Raw genomic sequence first — 16,765 nt, 5'->3', positions numbered from 1 at the left:
ATGGCGATTGTGCCGGATTTGGGAAGTTAGTTCCGGTAGCACCGGCCCACCCCGCTGCAATCAGGTTCCCAAGCCGGACGGGGCGGTCCAACTGCAACGTCCGTTATGGATAGCAATCGGATCATTACTACTTTATGTTTTTGGAATGAGTGGTTTGTCCAAGACGCAAATTATTGTTGCCGCACTCTCAATGCTGCTTCTCCTCGCGGCCCAATCACATCTGGTTTTGACAGCCAGCTCTGGCCTGATTGATCCTTGGGAAGGCTTAGTGTTCTGCCTGTGCATCACACCTATTTCTGTTGCAGGTAAGGAAGTCCGACAACGCTTTGAGGCTCTCGGTTTTGATAAGGCAAAAGCTATGCGGTCGGACGATTACATGAACCTGAGACGGGACATGCGCAGGTGGTGTTATATCGCTGTTCTCACCCTTGCAGCTTTGGCCGCCTTTCGATTTGGCTGGCCCATTCCTTTGACAGTTTGCTCGTTGGCAATAGCTCTTCCTATTGGAATGATAACTGTAGATCGAATCACTGGTTGGCATAGCAAGGCAAAAATCTAATCATCGCTCTGACCATCCTCGTCTTTAATGTCAGCGTCTCCATTTATTCCGCTTTGGAGCGCGACCCGAAGACTGGTTTCAAAAAGCTCCCATGAAACAGCGCCCGTCCGCTCCAAAACACACCTCACCCACCTAAATCCCCGGCTGCCACACATTGACGATCCGGCGCGGCCATGTGCCGGGGGCGACCAGCACCACGTCGATGCGCTGGCTGTCGCCGGGACGCACATAACGCGGCAGCATCGCTTCGGCGGCGGCGGCCACCCGGCGCAGGCGCCAGGCATCGATCGCGGTGTCCAGCGATTCGGCGCGGGCACGCCACTTCACCTCGACCGCCACGACCACCGTGCCGCGCCGCACCACCAGATCGATCTCGCCGCGCGGGGTCTTCACCCGACGCGCGAGCACGCGCCATCCGGTGAGCCGCAGATACCACGCCGCGATACTCTCGCCACGACGGCCCTGCCGCTCTGCCCGGATGCGCCTTTCGGTCATTTCAGTTCCAAGGCCCGCGCATAGAGCGTCTTGCGGTCGAGCCCGGTCGCCTTGGCGACGGCGGCAGCGGCCTGCGAGGCCTTGGCGAATTGCAGCTCGGTCAGCAGCAGCGCATCGACGTCGATCTCGCCCACCGGCTCGTCACCGGGCGGCGCGATCACCAGCGCGATCTCACCCTTGGGCGGATGCTGCGCATAGTGCGCGATCAGCTCTGCGGGCTGCGCGGTGCGGCATTCCTCGAACTTCTTGGTGAGTTCGCGCGCCACCGCCACCTCCCGGCCCGGCAGGACTTCTGCAATCGCGGTGAGCGCAGCCTCCAGACGCGGCGAGGTTTCGTAGAACACCAGCGTTGCGGGCACCTTGGCCAGTTCGCGCAGCACGTCCTCGCGCGCCTTGGCCTTGTTGGGCAGGAAGCCTGCGAACAGGAAACGGTCGTTCGGCAGTCCCGAGAGCGTCATCGCCATCACCGCCGCATTGGCGCCCGGCAGGCTGGTGACGGCAATGCCGCGCGCCTTGGCATCGCGCACCAGCCGATAGCCGGGATCGGAGATCAGCGGCGTTCCCGCATCGCTCACCAGCGCGACGGGTTCGCTCTGCATCAGCGCCAGCAGGCGTTCGCGGTCGCCCTCGCCCGCATGGTCGTCATAGCGAATCAGTTTCTGCTTGATTTCCAGGTGGTGCAATAACTTACCGGTAACGCGCGTATCCTCGCAGGCCACCGCAGAGACGCCTCGCAGCACCTCCACCGCGCGCAGGGTGATGTCGCCCAGGTTGCCAATCGGAGTGGCCACGATATAGAGGCCCGGCAAAAGAGAATGTTCCATGTCGCCATTCATGGCGAGGCCACGCGGGAGCGGCAAGCGATGTTCCACAGCCGATTGAACGGCGCCCTCAACCGACGGACCCTTCTGGCCGCCGGCGCACTGATGACTCTGGCCGCCTGTTCGGTCATTCCCAAGGGGCCGCGCTACACGCCCCCGCCACCGCCGCCCACCAAGGCGCCCAGTTCGAGCACCCTGCCGATGGACGGCGGGCAGCACCGCGTCGCGCTGCTGGTGCCGACCACCGGGCCGAATGGTTCTGCCGGGCAGTCCATCGCCAATGCCGCGACGATGGCGCTGCTCGATACCGGCGCCAAGGATCTGCGTGTCACCACCTATGACACCGCGACCGGCGCCACCGCCGCCGCGCAGCACGCGCTGGCCGATGGCAACGGCCTGATCCTCGGCCCGCTGCTGTCGGACGACGTATCCGCCGTGATCGCCGTGGCGCGGCCTGCGCATGTCCCGCTGGTGACGTTCTCGAACGACGAGACGGTCGCCGCCAAGGACGTCTTCGTGATGGGCAACCTGCCCGGCGCCTCGATGGCGCGCACGATCGCCTATGCCCAGAGCCAGGGCGTAAACGTGTTCTCCGCGCTCGTTCCGCGCGGCGAATATGGCGACCGTGCCTCCGCCGCACTGCTCCAGACCGCGCGCGCCAAGGGCAGCAAGGTGCTGAACATGCAAACCTATGACCGCTCTGCCGCGTCGATCACGGCGGCAGCGCAGCGTCTGCGCGCGCAGGGTGGTTATCAGGCGGTGCTGATCGCGGACGGCGGTTCGCTGTCGTCCAGCGCGGCGACTGCGCTCAAGAGCAAGGGCATGCCCGCCGGATCGCCGCGTCTGCTAGGCACCGAGCTGTGGAGCGGCGACAAGGCGATCACCGCCAATCCTGCGCTCGGCGGCGCGTGGTTCGCCAGCGTGTCCGACGCGCGCTTCCCGCGCTTCGCCGCCAGCTATCGCACGCGCTACGGCAAGACGCCCTATCGCATCGCGACGCTGGGCTACGACGGCGTACTGCTGACCCTGCGCGCCGCGCGGGACTGGCAGGCCGGGCGCCCCTTCCCGGTCTCCAGCCTGATCAACCCGGACGGCTTCCTCGGCCTCGACGGCGCGTTCCGCTTCGGACGCGACGGCGTGATCGAGCGAGCGCTCGAAGTGCGCGAAATCCGCCCCGGCGGCGCCACGGTGATCAGCCCGGCACCGACCAGCTTCGCGAAGTAAGGTAGGATAAGCGTGAAGCCGCGCTTGATCGCGGTTTCACGCACTGCTTATAGTCGTGGCCATGTCCGACGACCTCTTCGAGCAGCTTCCGACCGCAGCCGGCGAAACCTATGACGGTTCCGCGATCGAGGTGCTGGAGGGGCTTGAGCCCGTCCGCCGCCGCCCCGGCATGTATATCGGTGGCACCGACGAGCGTGCGTTGCACCACCTCGTCGCCGAAGTGCTCGACAACGCGATGGACGAGGCCGTCGCCGGTCACGCCAACCGCATCGAGGTGACGCTGGAGGAAGAACCGGGCACGGCGGGCCGCGTGACCATCACCGACAACGGGCGCGGCATCCCGGTCGATGAGCACCCCAAGTATCCCGGCAAGTCGGCGCTGGAAGTGATCCTTTCCACGCTGCACTCGGGCGGCAAGTTTTCCGGCAAGGCTTACGCCACGTCGGGCGGCCTGCACGGCGTCGGCATCTCGGTGGTCAATGCCCTGTCGGTGAAGACCCGCGTGGAAGTGGCGCGCAACAAGGAACTCTACGCGCAGGAGTTCTCGCGCGGGGTCACGCTCGGCCCGATCCAGAAGGTCGGCGCGGCCCCCAACCGGCGCGGCACCGCCGTCACCTTCACGCCCGACACCGAGATCTTCGGCGACCAGAAATTCAAGCCCTCACGCCTGTTCAAGCTGGTGCGTTCCAAGGCCTACCTGTTCGCAGGTGTCGAGATCCGCTGGAAATGCGCGCCCTCGCTCGCTTCCGAGGACGTGCCCACCGAAGCGACGTTCCAGTTCCCCGGCGGTCTGGCCGATCACCTTGCCGAACAGATCGGCAAGCGCGAATGCGTGACCACGCAGTTCTTCTCGGGCCGTCAGGACTTCCCCAAGGGCGAGGACGGTTCCGAGCAGGGCCGCGTCGAATGGGCGATCGCCTGGCCGCTCTACTCCGACGGCTCGTTCTCGTGGTACTGCAACACCATCCCCACGCCCGACGGCGGCACCCATGAACAGGGCCTGCGCGGCGCACTGACCAAGGGCATCCGCGCCTTCGCCGACCTTGTGGGTCAGGGCAAGAAAGCCAAGGACATCACCCCGGACGACATGATCACCGGCAGCGAAGTGATGCTCTCGGTGTTCATCCGCGATCCCCAGTTCCAGAGCCAGACCAAGGACCGTCTGACCTCGCCCGAGGCCGCGCGCATGGTCGAGGCTGCCGTGCGCGATCACTTCGACCACTTCCTCACCGACAATCTGGAGCGCGGCAAGGCGCTGCTCGGCGCGGTGATGGAGCGCATGGACGAACGCCTGCGCCGCAAGGCGGAGCGCGACATCAAGCGCAAGACCGCCACCAACGCCAAGAAGGTCCGCCTGCCCGGCAAGCTAACCGACTGTTCGGGCGAAGGCGATGGCGAGACCGAACTGTTCATCGTCGAGGGCGATTCGGCAGGCGGTTCGGCCAAGCAGGCGCGCGACCGCAAGACGCAGGCGATCCTGCCGATCCGCGGCAAGATCCTGAACGTCGCCTCGGCCACGGCAGACAAGATCCGCGCCAATGCGGAAATCGCCGACCTCGGCCTCGCGCTCGGTTGCGGCACCCGCAAGGACTGCAACGCCGACAACCTGCGCTATGATCGCATCGTCATCATGACCGACGCTGACGTCGACGGCGCACATATCGCAACGCTCTTGATGACGTTCTTCTTCCAGGAGATGCCGGATATCGTGCGGCGCGGGCATCTCTATCTGGCCCAGCCACCGCTCTATCGCCTCACGCATGGCTCGAAGTCCGCCTATGCGCGCGACGATGCCCACCGCGCCGAGCTGGAAGCGACGGTGTTCAAGGGCAAGAAGGTGGAAGTGGGCCGCTTCAAGGGCCTTGGCGAGATGAACCCCGGACAGTTGCGCGAAACGACGATGGCACCCGCCAGCCGCTCGCTGATCCGCATTACCCTGCCGCCCGAATACGAGAACCGCGCGGCGGTGAAGGATCTGGTCGACCGGCTGATGGGCCGCAACCCCGAACACCGTTTCCACTTCATCCAGAACCGCGCCGGTGACCTTGATCGCGACCTGATTGACGCCTGACGCCGTTCGCGCCACGCTCCCGCCCCGAGGGAAACTGGAGGATGGAATGGCGCATGGACGGTTTCGCAAGTTCGCAAGCCTCTGGGTCACCGCTCTCGCCGCCATGGTCGCACTCGCGGTGAGTGCGCCGGTCTATGCGCAGTCGGTCGACGAAGCGCTGCTGCGCCAGCGCAGCGACGATGTGCTAGCGGTGCTGGAAGGCCACAAGCCCGCCGCCGAGGTGTTCGACGCGACGTTTCTCGCTGCCGTATCGCCCGATCAGTTAAAAGCGCTCACCGCGCAACTGAGCGAGCGGGCAGGTCCGCTCGAAAGCTACGACCAGTTCAAGGTAGAAGGCCCCTTTGCCGCCAGTGTCATGCTGCATTTCGCCAAAGGCTCGGCGCCTGCGCATCTGGTGGTCGGTGGCGGCCCTGCGCATCTCGTCGCCGGATACCGCATCTTCGCGCTCACCCTGAACGACGACAGTTTCGCCAGACTCGACACCGATTTCGCCGCGCTTCCCGGCAAGAGCGGCTACGGCGTCTTCGCGCTCGACGCCGCTGCCGACAGCGCGCCGAAGCTGGTCCACGGTCTGGATCCGCGCCAGCCCTTCGCCATCGGCTCGACCTTCAAGCTCTATGTGCTCGCCGCCCTCGCCCGGCAGGTTAAGGAGAGCCAGCGCCGCTGGAGCGACGTTGTACCGGTCTCGGGCAAATCCTTCCCCGGCGGCACGCTGCACGGCTTTCCCGATGGCGCGCCGGTGACGCTGCACACGCTTGCCAGCCTGATGATCTCGATCAGCGACAACAGTGCCACCGACATGCTGGTGCGCCTTGTCGGGCAGGACGCCCTGGCCCGTGAAGTCGCGCTCGCCCACCACGCCCATCCCGACGCGCTGCGCCCGTTCCTGACGACCGCGCAGTTCTTCGCGCTCAAGCGTGCGGGGACGGACGCCACCGCGCGCTACGCCAAAGGATCGCCCGCCGAACGCGCCGCGCAGTTGTCCGCGCTCGACATGAGCGGGATCGCAGATGCCGATCCCGGCGCGGTCTTCGGACGCGGCCCGGTCGCCATCGACGAGGTGGAGTGGTTCGCCTCGCCCACCGACCTCGCCCGGGTGATGGAAGACCTGCGCGATCTGGACAGCCCCGAGGCCAGCGCGATCCTCACGATCAACCCCGCGCTCGATGCCCCGACACGCCGGAACTGGGCCTATGTCGGCTACAAGGGCGGCTCGGAAGACGGCGTGATCAGCATGACCTGGCTACTGCGCGCACCCTCCGGCGAATGGCGCATCGTCACCGGATCGTGGAATGACCCGAAAGCGAGCGTGGATGAGGGCCGCTTCCAGTCACTGATGCTGCGCGCGGTGAAGCTGGCAGGTGCGGGTTAGCCTCCGTTCAATGCACCGACGCCGATGCCATGACCGGAGCGCTGGTATTCGCCTGAAGCGGAGCACTGGTTCCTGCCGACTTCGGCACTGTAAACGCAACGTCCTCGTCCAGAAATGCCTTTACGGGAGACCCCGAGGCAATGAAAGCACTTGTGCCCGTCGTCAGAAAGCCTGCGATAGGAACAAAGGCGACCGCCGCGACTACGCCGCCCGTGCCGGTAACACCCTTGTCATCGAAAGTCCCGGACAACCGGATAGTCCTGTCGCCTACACGCAGTGAAATCACACGTGCGCCGATATAGCCGGACTTGCCCCACATGCCTTTGTTTCGAACTTCGGTTACTTCGCCAACGGCTGGCGTTCCGGCTGGAATCACGACCACACCGTTCTGTTCGACATTGGCCGCCACTTCCAACTGAAAACGTTGTCCAACCCGCAATTTCTTCTTTTTGGTTGTCAGTTCCTCTCGCAAAATAAGAGGAACTTCTGCCCCGGCACGCAAGATATTGTCCGATACAGCTGGTGCAATGGCTGCCGTGACGGGCGGCGGCGCCAAGGACGCTGCATCCGAAGCATGTGCGCTGACGGCGGGCACGAGCAATGCCAGGCTAATGCCTGTAAGCAGTTTCCAGTTCACGTAAGATTCCCCCGGTTAATTCCCCTAATTACCTGATGTCTTCTGCTCCCATTCCAGTCAAAGGGGGTGATGGTTAAATTATGTTCACATCGAACCTCGACGGACCTGCATTCAACGACAGCGCGGCATTACACATTGGCAGAGGCCAGCCGCTGGAGCCAAAACATGTCTCACACGCTCACGGATAGCCTTGTTGCTGGAGCGTACTGCGGCCAAGGTTGCCGCGAATTTTTGGAGTTGCCCCCATGACCGATCTCACGCCTCACCTCTTCACAGGACACTGCAACTGCGGCGCTGTTTCCGCCACGATCGACGCGGCGCCGCTGTGGGTGCGCCAGTGCTGGTGTGCGCAGTGTCAGCGGATCGCCTGCGGGAATGCCACGGTGAACGCCTCGTTCCCGGTCGAGCATATCCATCTTGAAGGCGAACTTTCGTGGTCTCCCAACACGGCGGCGAGCGGCAATGTGGTCGAGCACGGGTTCTGCGCGAAGTGCGGAACGCAGGTGATGAGCCGCAACTCCGGGCGGCTTCAGGCGCGCACGATGCGCGTGGGTTTTCTCGACCAGAGCGACGCGCTGGTGCCGGATTCGGCGATCTGGCTGGAAGAGGCGCCCGAATGGGTGCGCGTGCCCGAAGGCATGGAAGGCTTCCCGCGCCAGCCGTGATGCACGCCCCTGCCCGCCATACCCGCTTCGCCGCGATCCGTGCGCGGCTGGAGCAATTCGCACCGCCGCCGGGGCCAGCCTCGTGGCTCTATGAGTTCATACTGTTCGGCTTCAAGCAGGGCTGGGCCTGCCTGTTCGGCGCGCTGATGCTGGCGCTGCTGCTGGGCACGCACCTGTTCTATCCCGAGCATGCCGCGCTAGCGCGGTACGATTTCCTGACGCTGTGCGCGCTCGCCATCCAGATCGGCATGCTGGCGCTGCGGCTGGAGACCTGGGACGAGGCGAAGGTAATCCTCGCCTTCCACGTGGTCGGCACGGTGATGGAACTGTTCAAGACCGCGCACGGCTCGTGGACTTATCCCGAAGGATCGGTGCTGCATATCGGCGGCGTGCCGCTGTTCTCGGGCTTCATGTATGCCGCCGTCGGCAGCTATATCGCGCGGGTGTGGCGCATCTTCGACTTCCGCTTCACGCGCTATCCGCCACTGTGGGCGAGCGGGCTGCTGGCCGTGGCGGTCTACGTCAATTTCTTCGCGCACTACTGGTTGCCGGACGTGCGGCTCGGCCTGTTCGCAGGCATGGCGCTGCTGTTCGCGCGCACGCGCATCTGGTTCCGGGTCTGGCGCGAGGACCGCTGGATGCCGCTGCTGCTCGGCTGGTTCCTCGTCGCGCTGTTCATCTGGTTTGCCGAGAACCTCGCGACGTTCTCCAACGCATGGATCTATCCCAGCCAGAGCCATGGCTGGACGATGGTGCAGCCCACCAAGATAGGCGCGTGGTATCTCTTGATGTACGTCTCGTTCGTGCTGGTCGCCGCCGTTCACCGCCCGCGTGAGCGGGAGGCGACGGCGACAGGTGTTCCAGCTTAACGGTACAGCAGCAGATCCGCGATTTCGGCACGCCACGCGGCCTCGTCACGCGCCGCGATGGCATCGAGATCGGCAGGCGTGGAGGCGGGATTGTCCACCCATTCGCGCAAGGCAGGCCCACCGTTGATGACGTCGATCGCCAGCCGCTCGAACTCGTATTCGTAGGGAAAATCGCGCCAGAGCGGATAGTCGGGATAGAGGGTGCGGATCGCCTTGAAGGCCAGCGCCTGCAAGCGCCACGGACGGAATGCGGCGTGGTCGTAGAACGCGCTCTCCGCGTGGATCATCAGGGCGTTGCACAGCTGGCCGTGGTGCTTGTGGAAGGTCGGCTCGAACCAGCATTCGCGGATCGCGCAGCCTGCCAGCCACTCGGGCGCGAAACGGCGCATCTCGGCGAGTACGGCCCCGGCATCCACGTCGGGCGCGCCGAACAGCACTTCGAGCGGGCGCGTTGTGCCGCGCCCTTCGGACAGCGTTGCGCCCTCGATCATCACCGTGCCCGCATAGGCGCGCGCCATGTTGAGGTTCGCCGCGTTCGGGCTCGGGTTGATCCAGAGGCGATCCTGCGGCCAGCCGTATCCCGGCGCCGCCTCGGGCTCCCAGCCCTCCATGGCGATTACCCGGTAATCGACATCGAGATTGTAGTGGCGCACGAACCAGTGGCCCATCTCGCCCAGCGTCAGGCCATGGCGCATCGGCATCGGCCCGGCGCCGACGAAGCTCTCCTGCCCGGCCAGCAGCGTCGTGCCTTCCACAGGGCGCCCGGCAGGGTTTGGACGATCGAGCACCCACACGCTCTTGCCGCTCTCCGCCGCCGCTTCCAGCATGTAGAGCAGCGTGGTGACGAACGTGTAGATACGGCAGCCCAGATCCTGCAGGTCGAACAGGAACACGTCCGCCGTTGCCATCATCGCCGCACTGGGGCGGCGCACTTCGCCGTAAAGGCTGAAGATCGGGATGCCGTACTGCGGATCGGTCTCGTCCGCCGTTTCGACCATGTTGTCCTGCTTGTCGCCCTTGAGTCCGTGCTGCGGGCCGAAGGCGCTGGTCACGTTGACGCCCGCCGCGATCAGCGCGTCGAGCGAATGGACCAGCTCTTGCGTCACCGAGGCCGGATGCGCGACGAGCGAGACGCGCTTGCCGTCAAGCGGCGCGCGGAGCGAAGGGTCCGCCAGCAGGCGGTCGATGCCGAATTTCATGCGCCCTCGCCTGCCCCAAGGCGTGCGACGAAGCAAGCCGGGTCGTGGAAGTCCGGCGCCGCGCCGCCATGGGCCAGCGCCCAATAGCTCTTCACGGCTTCGGACATATCTCCGGCACGCTCCTCAATCACCGCGGTCATGCCAAGGCGCCACGGACGCGGCGGCAGCGTGGAGAGCGGCACGGCGGCATCGAAGATCATCAGGTTGCCGCTGCCGCGCAGGGCGCAGTCGGCATCGCGCGGCATGGGAAGCTCGGCCATGCCCTCGCGCCGACCGGTGAAGCTGTAGGCCGCCCATTGCTCGGAGGGCGCGAGGTTCAGCTCGACATAACTATCGCTGCCATCCTCGGACTGGAGAAACGCCTCGAAGCAGGTCGCCTGCCACAGGTTGTCCGCCCGCCCGCGCCCGGCGAAGGGCGGCACCACCAGCGCGCCCGCACCCTCGACTCGCCAGCGCAGCAGCAGCCAGTTGCCCTCGATCCCGGCGCCAACGGTGATGGCGCTGACATTCAGCGGCGGGCGGGCAGGATGGGCAGTCAGGTTCAAAGTGGGTGCTTTCCGAAACGAGGATAGCCCGCTGGCTAACGCACGCGCCGTATCGCGTCGAGAGCAACCCTGTTTTGCGAATCGCTCTTGCCCCGCCCCGCCCTTCCTGTGCTAAACGCGCGCGCATCATGACACAGTATCAGTCCGATCTGCTCCGCCTGCTCGAAGAGCGTGGCTACATCCACCAGACCACCGACGCCGAGGGTCTCGACGCGCTTGCGGCCAAGCAGGTCGTGCCGGGTTACGTGGGCTTCGATGCCACCGCGCCCTCGCTGCATGTCGGCAATCTGGTCTCGATCATGCTGCTGCGCCGCCTCCAGCAGGCAGGACACAAGCCGGTCGTGCTGATGGGCGGCGGCACCACGCGCATCGGCGATCCGACCGGCAAGGACGAGGTCCGCAAGATGCTGACCGACGATGCGATCGAGGGCAACATCGCCTCGATCCGCACCGCCTTCGAACGCTTCCTGACTTTCGGCGACGGGCCGACCGACGCGGTGATGGTCAACAACCACGACTGGCTCGGCCAGATCGGCTACATCGAGATGCTGCAGCGCGTGGGTACGCACTTCACGGTCAACCGCATGCTCTCTTTCGATTCGGTGAAGCTGCGGCTTGAGCGCGAACAGCCGATGACCTTCCTCGAATTCAACTACATGATCCTGCAGGGTTACGACTTCCGGCACCTCAGCGGCGCGCACGGCGTGCGGTTGCAGATGGGCGGGTCGGACCAGTGGGGCAATATCGTCAACGGCGTGGAACTCGCCCGCCGGATGGACGGCACCGAGGTCTACGGCCTGACCACCCCGCTCATCACCAAGGCCGACGGCACCAAGATGGGCAAGTCGGTCTCGGGCGCGGTGTGGCTGAACGAGGCCTCGCTGCCGAGCTACGACTACTGGCAGTTCTGGCGCAACTGCGACGACCGCGATGTCGGCAAGTTCCTGCGCCTGTTCACCGATCTGCCGATGGATGAGATCGCCCGCCTCGAAGCGCTGGAAGGCGCCGAAATCAACCACGCCAAGGAAGTGCTCGCCAACGAGGCGACCAGGCTGTGCCGTGGCGAGGACGCCGCCATCGCCGCAGCCCAGACCGCGCGCGACACCTTCGCAGGCGGCGGCCTTGGCGAAGACCTGCCGACCATCGAGGTCGGCCCCGACGGGATCCGCCTTGGCGCAGCCTGCACCGAACTGGGCTTCACCGCTTCCAACGGCGAGGCCAAGCGCAAGATCGGCGAAGGTGCGGTCAAGCTCGACGACGACGTGATGAGCGATCCTAATTTCCTGATAACGATTACACCGGGCAATACTTCCAAGCTTAGCCTCGGAAAAAAGAAGCACGGGATTATCAAGGGTATCTAACTTAATAGACATGCGCCGGATCGTCGTTTTTCAGCGACGATCCAGTGTGCAATTTACAAAATCTTTGCCTTTTGCCGGCATAGTACCCGCTCCCCAAACGGACATGCGAGGACAACGGCAAAATGAGCGCAGGAGCGCAGCTCACCGTCACGGACATGCGTCGCGCGGCGCGCCATCCGGTCGAGCACGCGGTGACGGCAGAGCACCGGTCATTGGGTGAGGTTCCCCTCAACATCGTTAACGTCTCGCCGCAGGGATTCATGATCGCGGGCGATCTCGGCCTTGAGCGCGGCGAGCGCCTCGTCATGCGCCTGCCGGTGATCGGCCGGATCGAGGCGCACATGATCTGGGCCCACGAAGGCCGCGCCGGTTTCCAGTTCGAGCGTATCGTGCGGATCGACGATTTCCAGAAGATGGTCGACACGATGCAGCCCAACCCAAGGCTGCGCCCGAAGCGCTGAAGACCCCTAGAGAATGCGCCTGACGGCGCACCCCGGCACCGGTACAGGCCCGCCCGCACTACGCCGATCAAACGGCTATTCGCTCCATTCCGCAGGCGATTAATATTTGATGCAGGCGCACGCAGCGGCTTGGCAACCTGATCGGGCGCTGCCATGCGGGATGACGTGAGTACGACCAGCACCCCGCCCGCCCCTCCAGAGCCGTTCGGCGATCAGTACGACGAACGCACATCTCCGCTGATCTTCCGCGATTTCCGGCTCTACTGGCTGGCCCGCTTCGCCTCGGTGATCTCCACCAACGGCATGGTCGTGGTGATCGGCTACCAGCTTTATGATGTGGCGCGCGGCGAATACGGGATGAGCATCTCGCGGGCCGCCTTCGCGCTGGGCGTGCTGGGCCTCGTGCAGTTCCTCCCGCTCTTCGTGCTGACGCCAGTGGCCGGCGTCGTCGCCGACCGGTTCGACCGTCGCCGAGTCGCCACGATGGCGATGATGATCGACATGGTCGTGGCTCTGGGTATGGCGCTGATCACCACGTTCCAGATCCACAACCTTGGCGCGATCTACGCCTTTGCCGCGCTGCACGGCGCCGCGCGCGTCTTCGTGCGACCGGCAATGGCAGCGATTGCGCCCAATGTCGTGCCCGTGAAGGTCATGCCGCGCGCCATCGCGATGGGATCGATGGCAATGCAGATCGGCACGATGATCGGGCCAGCGACCTACGGCTTCCTGTTCGCGACGCACCCCTCGCTGCCCTACTGGGCGACGGTGGCGATCCTTGTCGGCGGTTCGGTGGCGACGATGGCGATCCGCCAGATGCCGCCGCCGCCCGAAGAAGCACGCCGCACGCACCCGGTGCGCCAGATCGTCGACGGGTTCGTGTTCGTGTGGAAGGAGCGTTTCCTGCTCGGCTGCATCACGCTGGACCTGTTCGCGGTGCTGCTGGGCGGCGCGACCGCGCTGCTGCCGATCTATGCGCGCGATATCCTGCACGTTGGCGCCGAGGGTCTCGGGCCCATGCGCTCGGCCCCGGCAATCGGCGCGGCGGTCGTGGCGATCCTGTTCTCGGTTCGCCCGCTGGCCCATAACGTCGGTGTCAAGATGCTGGTCGCGGTCGCGGTCTACGGCGCCGCGACGGTCGCCTTCGGTCTATCGTGGAACTACTGGCTCTCGCTGGTGTGCCTTGCGGGCGTGGGCGCAGCGGACATGTATTCGGTGTTCATCCGCACCACGCTGACCCAGTTGAAGACGCCCGACGAGATGCGTGGCCGCGTTTCGGCGATTTCGGGCGTCGCCATTTCTGCCTCGAACGAACTGGGCGAAATGCAGTCCGGCCTTGCCGCCTCGCTGCTCGGCCCTGTCGGGGCTGTTGTGTTCGGGGGCGTGGGTGCGATAGTGGTCACAGGCATCTGGGCCTGGGGCTTCCCGGAACTTCGCCGGGCCCGGTCGTTTTCCCAGACGTACGAAGCCTAAGAGAGGGATTTTTCCGCCATGAAGGCCGACAGCATTCTCGCCACCATCGGCAATACCCCGCATATCCGCCTCTCGCGCCTGTTCCCGGACCATGAGGTCTGGATCAAGGCCGAGCGCGCCAACCCCGGCGGTTCGGTGAAGGACCGCATCGGCCTCGCCATGATCGAGGCGGCAGAGGCCGACGGCAGCCTCAAGCCCGGCGGCACCATCGTCGAGCCGACCTCGGGCAATACCGGCATCGGCCTTGCCATGGTCGCGGCGGTAAAGGGCTACAAACTGGTGCTCGTGATGCCCGAATCGATGTCGATCGAGCGCCGCCGCCTGATGCTCGCCTATGGCGCGAGCTTCGACCTCACCCCGCGCGAAAAGGGCATGAAGGGCGCCATCGAGCGTGCCAAGGAACTCGTCGAGCAGACCCCCGGCGCGTGGATGCCACAGCAGTTCGACAACCCCGCCAACGTTGCCGTCCATGTAAAGACCACCGCGCAGGAAATCCTCGCCGACTTCGCGCAGGAGCCGATCGACGTGCTGATCTCGGGCGTCGGCACCGGCGGGCACCTGACCGGCTGCGCCGAAACGCTCAAGAAAAGCTGGCCCTCGCTGAAGGCCTATGCGGTGGAGCCCACGCTCTCGCCGGTGATCTCGGGCGGCCAGCCCGGCCCGCACCCGATCCAGGGCATCGGCGCAGGCTTCATTCCCGGCAACCTGCATACCCAGGCCATCGACGGCGCGATCCAGGTCGAGGCTGCCGATGCCAAGGACTGGGCGCGACGCTGCGCCACGACCGAGGGCATGCTGGTGGGCATCAGTTCGGGCGCGACGCTGGCTGCCATCGCCAAGAAGCTGGAAGAACTGCCCGCCGGATCGCGCGTGCTCGGCTTCAACTACGACACTGGCGAGCGCTATCTCTCGGTGCCGGATTTCCTTCCGGAATAAAATCTTGCAGATACCTCCTGAGGCCCGGACAGACTCCGGGCCTCAACTGCTTTCACCGTTCCCCCTCCCCCCAAACGAACCGGGATCATCATGAGCACTCTTGAAACCGTTGCCTATTCGCACGCCGGCAAGGACCTGACCGGCTATCTCGCGCGCCCCGCAAGCACGCCGCGCGCCGCCGTGGTCGTCTTCCCGACCATCGCCAACGTCGATCCGCATATCGAGCGCCGCGCGCAAATGCTCGCCGACCTCGGCTACATCGCGATGATCGCGGATTTCTACGGCGATCCGGTGGAGAGCTTCGAAGCCTCGTTCCCGATGGCCGGTGCGCTTCGCGAAGACAACGCCTTCTACCGCGCACGCATCCGCGCCGCCTTTGCCAAGCTGTGCGAGATCGCACCGGGCCTGCCGATGCTCGCCACCGGCTACTGCATGGGCGGCGGCGCGATTCTGGAAGCCGCGCGCGACGGTGAGGACATTCTCGCCCTCGCCACCTTCCACGCCACGCTGAGCACCGAGGCGCCCGCAGCCCCCGGCGGCATCAAGCCGCGCATTCTGGTGTGCCACGGCGATGCCGACCCGCTGGTCCCGCACGATCAGGTCATCGCCTTCTGGGACGAGATGAACGCTGCCGATGCCGACTGGCACTTCCACTCGTACGGCAAGGTCAAGCACGGCTTCACCGCAACCAAGAGCGACACCATGGGCAAGGACTTCCTCGCCTACAGCCAGAGCGCCGACCGCCAGAGCTGGGCCTCGATGGTCGCGTTCTTCGACGAGACACTGGGCTGATCGCAGCTCGATGAATACCCCGTCGCCGCCTGAGCGGTGGCGACGGGATTTCCCGATTTAAGCCGCGATCCGCTCCGATTTTTTTATTCCGCTACCCGCTCTAATTTTTTATTCCGCTACCCGCTCCAGCACATCGCCGTCGAGCACGCGGTAGAAGCACGAAGGCGCACCCGTGTGGCACGCCGGACCTTCGGGCAGGACCAGCATCACCAGCGCATCCTGATCGCAATCGACCATGATCGACTGCACACGCAGGAAATGCCCCGAAGTCTCGCCCTTCAGCCACAGCTTCCCGCGCGAACGCGAATGGAAGTGCGCAAGGCCGCTCGCACGCGTCTTGGCCAGGGCTTCGGCATCCATGTAGGCGACCATCAGGATCTCGCGGGTCTCGGCGTGCTGGGCGATGGCGATCAGCAGCCCCTGCGCATCGAAGCGCGGCAGGAAATCACGGCCCAGTTCGCGCTCTGCTTTCGTCACGTCGCTCATTTCGTATATTATCCCGATAGACTGCCATGGTTTTGTAATGTTGCACGATAACCACAGGCATTCGCCAATATCCACAGCCCCTCGCGATTCTCCTTTCCAAGCCCTGAGATTCGGAAGAAACAGGAGAGGCAGTCGGGGGGCTGCACTGACGGAAAGGCCGCTGACACACAAGCGCCAATGGTTCAGGGATGGCCGTGATCGACCCAGGGGGGTCGGACCGGCCGCAAGGATTGAGGGATCGGACCAGACGACGCGCAGGGGGTCGTCTAATCGCAGAAATGCGGGGTCCAGCAGTTTCGTCACGTGGACGCCCGGGGCTAATCACCCCGGGCGTTTACTTTGTGGGGTGTTGCCAATGGCTCTTACCATCTTGCTCGCAGCCCAGGCGCTGACATTGCATCTTCTTTGCCCCGGACAAGGTCTGGACACCAAGGTCGGCGTCACCAGCGGGCAGGCTTTTGCCAGCAACGGAACCACCGCCACGGCAAACGTCTATCAGCGCAAGGCCAATGCCTTCGACGATGAAATCGAGATCACCCTGACCGACAACACCGCCAGCGTGCGCCTTCCAAGGTCTATCATACCCCCGATCCATGGCGGCAAGGACGGATGGTTCGACGTGAAGGACCTCAACGTCACGCCGGATGCCATCGACGGCAAGGTCCCGATCAATTTCACCAACGCCCCGCGCCTGCATATCAACCGGATCACGGGCAGCGTCGCCATCGAAGGCCGGGACGGCTCTTTCAATGGCCTGTGCCACGCCTACGACCCCGAAACGGTGAAGCACGCCTTCTGA

At 64.8% G+C, this 16,765-nt stretch carries 18 protein-coding genes; 12 read left to right on the top strand and 6 right to left on the bottom strand.

The annotated features are described in order from the left end of the window. The first annotated feature begins 145 nt into the window (after positions 1–145). A complete protein-coding gene (locus AC3EC3_RS03115) occupies positions 146–559 on the top strand; it encodes a hypothetical protein (protein ID WP_488488213.1) in 414 nt (137 codons plus the stop codon). Positions 560–691: 132 nt separating this feature from the next. Here AC3EC3_RS03115 and AC3EC3_RS03110 read toward each other — a convergent pair whose 3' ends face one another. Then, positions 692–1,054 (bottom strand): YraN family protein, encoded by a 363-nt coding sequence (locus AC3EC3_RS03110; RefSeq protein WP_488488212.1) that lies wholly within the window; start codon positions 1,052–1,054, stop codon positions 692–694. Beyond that, positions 1,051–1,878: a 16S rRNA (cytidine(1402)-2'-O)-methyltransferase gene (gene rsmI / locus AC3EC3_RS03105; RefSeq protein WP_488488211.1), complete on the bottom strand. Its 828-nt coding sequence runs from the start codon at positions 1,876–1,878 to the stop codon at positions 1,051–1,053. Before rsmI ends, AC3EC3_RS03110 begins: the two co-directional genes overlap by 4 nt. On the opposite strand from rsmI, the gene AC3EC3_RS03100 reads away from it, so the two are divergent. The 3 genes from AC3EC3_RS03100 (at position 1,870) to AC3EC3_RS03090 (ending at position 6,542) form a co-directional block, all read left to right on the top strand. Continuing rightward, on the top strand, positions 1,870–3,099 hold the full coding sequence (locus AC3EC3_RS03100) for a penicillin-binding protein activator (RefSeq protein WP_488488210.1): 1,230 nt from the start codon (positions 1,870–1,872) through the stop codon (positions 3,097–3,099). The genes rsmI and AC3EC3_RS03100 overlap by 9 nt on opposite strands. Before the next feature lie 61 nt (positions 3,100–3,160). Then, the gene (gene parE, locus AC3EC3_RS03095; protein WP_488488209.1) at positions 3,161–5,170 is read left to right on the top strand and encodes a DNA topoisomerase IV subunit B; all 2,010 of its coding nucleotides are present in this window, start codon (positions 3,161–3,163) and stop codon (positions 5,168–5,170) included. Positions 5,171–5,216: 46 nt separating this feature from the next. Then, positions 5,217–6,542 carry a serine hydrolase gene (locus tag AC3EC3_RS03090; RefSeq protein ID WP_488488208.1) on the top strand — a complete coding sequence of 442 codons (1,326 nt, stop codon included), beginning with the start codon at positions 5,217–5,219 and terminating at the stop codon, positions 6,540–6,542. A 7-nt stretch (positions 6,543–6,549) separates the two neighbouring features. On the opposite strand, the gene AC3EC3_RS03085 is transcribed toward AC3EC3_RS03090, so the two are convergent. Next, positions 6,550–7,179, bottom strand: a complete 630-nt coding sequence (locus tag AC3EC3_RS03085) for a hypothetical protein (protein WP_488488207.1) — start codon at positions 7,177–7,179, stop codon at positions 6,550–6,552. A gap of 245 nt (positions 7,180–7,424) precedes the next feature. Here AC3EC3_RS03085 and AC3EC3_RS03080 point away from each other — a divergent pair, with 245 nt between their 5' ends. Together AC3EC3_RS03080 and AC3EC3_RS03075 are read left to right on the top strand one after the other, a co-directional pair. Beyond that, complete coding sequence (locus tag AC3EC3_RS03080; protein WP_488488206.1) at positions 7,425–7,844, top strand: GFA family protein; 420 nt, start codon at positions 7,425–7,427, stop codon at positions 7,842–7,844. Then, positions 7,844–8,713 (top strand): DUF817 domain-containing protein, encoded by an 870-nt coding sequence (locus tag AC3EC3_RS03075; RefSeq protein WP_488489183.1) that lies wholly within the window; start codon positions 7,844–7,846, stop codon positions 8,711–8,713. Before AC3EC3_RS03080 ends, AC3EC3_RS03075 begins: the two co-directional genes overlap by 1 nt. Here the strand turns inward: AC3EC3_RS03075 and AC3EC3_RS03070 are convergent. Both AC3EC3_RS03070 and AC3EC3_RS03065 read right to left on the bottom strand, forming a co-directional pair. After that, positions 8,710–9,912, bottom strand: a complete 1,203-nt coding sequence (locus AC3EC3_RS03070) for an exo-beta-N-acetylmuramidase NamZ family protein (RefSeq protein WP_488488205.1) — start codon at positions 9,910–9,912, stop codon at positions 8,710–8,712. The two genes, AC3EC3_RS03075 and AC3EC3_RS03070, sit on opposite strands and share 4 nt — an antisense overlap. Then, a complete protein-coding gene (locus AC3EC3_RS03065) occupies positions 9,909–10,457 on the bottom strand; it encodes a DOMON-like domain-containing protein (RefSeq protein WP_488488204.1) in 549 nt (182 codons plus the stop codon). The genes AC3EC3_RS03070 and AC3EC3_RS03065 overlap by 4 nt, the downstream gene beginning before the upstream one ends. A gap of 128 nt (positions 10,458–10,585) precedes the next feature. Between AC3EC3_RS03065 and tyrS the strand changes: the two genes are divergently transcribed. The 5 genes from tyrS (at position 10,586) to AC3EC3_RS03040 (ending at position 15,480) form a co-directional block, all read left to right on the top strand. Further along, complete coding sequence (gene tyrS / locus AC3EC3_RS03060) at positions 10,586–11,818, top strand: tyrosine--tRNA ligase (protein WP_488488203.1); 1,233 nt, start codon at positions 10,586–10,588, stop codon at positions 11,816–11,818. Positions 11,819–11,940: 122 nt separating this feature from the next. Continuing rightward, positions 11,941–12,279: a PilZ domain-containing protein gene (locus tag AC3EC3_RS03055; protein ID WP_488488202.1), complete on the top strand. Its 339-nt coding sequence runs from the start codon at positions 11,941–11,943 to the stop codon at positions 12,277–12,279. Between the two features lie 165 nt (positions 12,280–12,444). Beyond that, a complete protein-coding gene (locus tag AC3EC3_RS03050; RefSeq protein WP_488488201.1) occupies positions 12,445–13,752 on the top strand; it encodes an MFS transporter in 1,308 nt (435 codons plus the stop codon). A gap of 18 nt (positions 13,753–13,770) precedes the next feature. Further along, positions 13,771–14,688 carry a cysteine synthase A gene (gene cysK, locus AC3EC3_RS03045; RefSeq protein WP_488488200.1) on the top strand — a complete coding sequence of 306 codons (918 nt, stop codon included), beginning with the start codon at positions 13,771–13,773 and terminating at the stop codon, positions 14,686–14,688. A gap of 90 nt (positions 14,689–14,778) precedes the next feature. After that, positions 14,779–15,480 carry a dienelactone hydrolase family protein gene (locus AC3EC3_RS03040; RefSeq protein WP_488488199.1) on the top strand — a complete coding sequence of 234 codons (702 nt, stop codon included), beginning with the start codon at positions 14,779–14,781 and terminating at the stop codon, positions 15,478–15,480. Positions 15,481–15,588: 108 nt separating this feature from the next. Here the strand turns inward: AC3EC3_RS03040 and hisI are convergent, their stop codons facing one another. Further along, a complete protein-coding gene (hisI, locus tag AC3EC3_RS03035; protein WP_488488198.1) occupies positions 15,589–15,966 on the bottom strand; it encodes a phosphoribosyl-AMP cyclohydrolase in 378 nt (125 codons plus the stop codon). Between the two features lie 355 nt (positions 15,967–16,321). On the opposite strand from hisI, the gene AC3EC3_RS03030 reads away from it, so the two are divergent. Then, entirely contained in the window at positions 16,322–16,765 is a 444-nt protein-coding gene (locus AC3EC3_RS03030) for a hypothetical protein (protein ID WP_488488197.1), read from the top strand.

This window comes from Novosphingobium sp. BAM6, from assembly GCF_057784955.1.
Note: the sequence above shows the minus strand (reverse complement) of the source record. Positions and strands in the feature narration are given on the sequence as shown.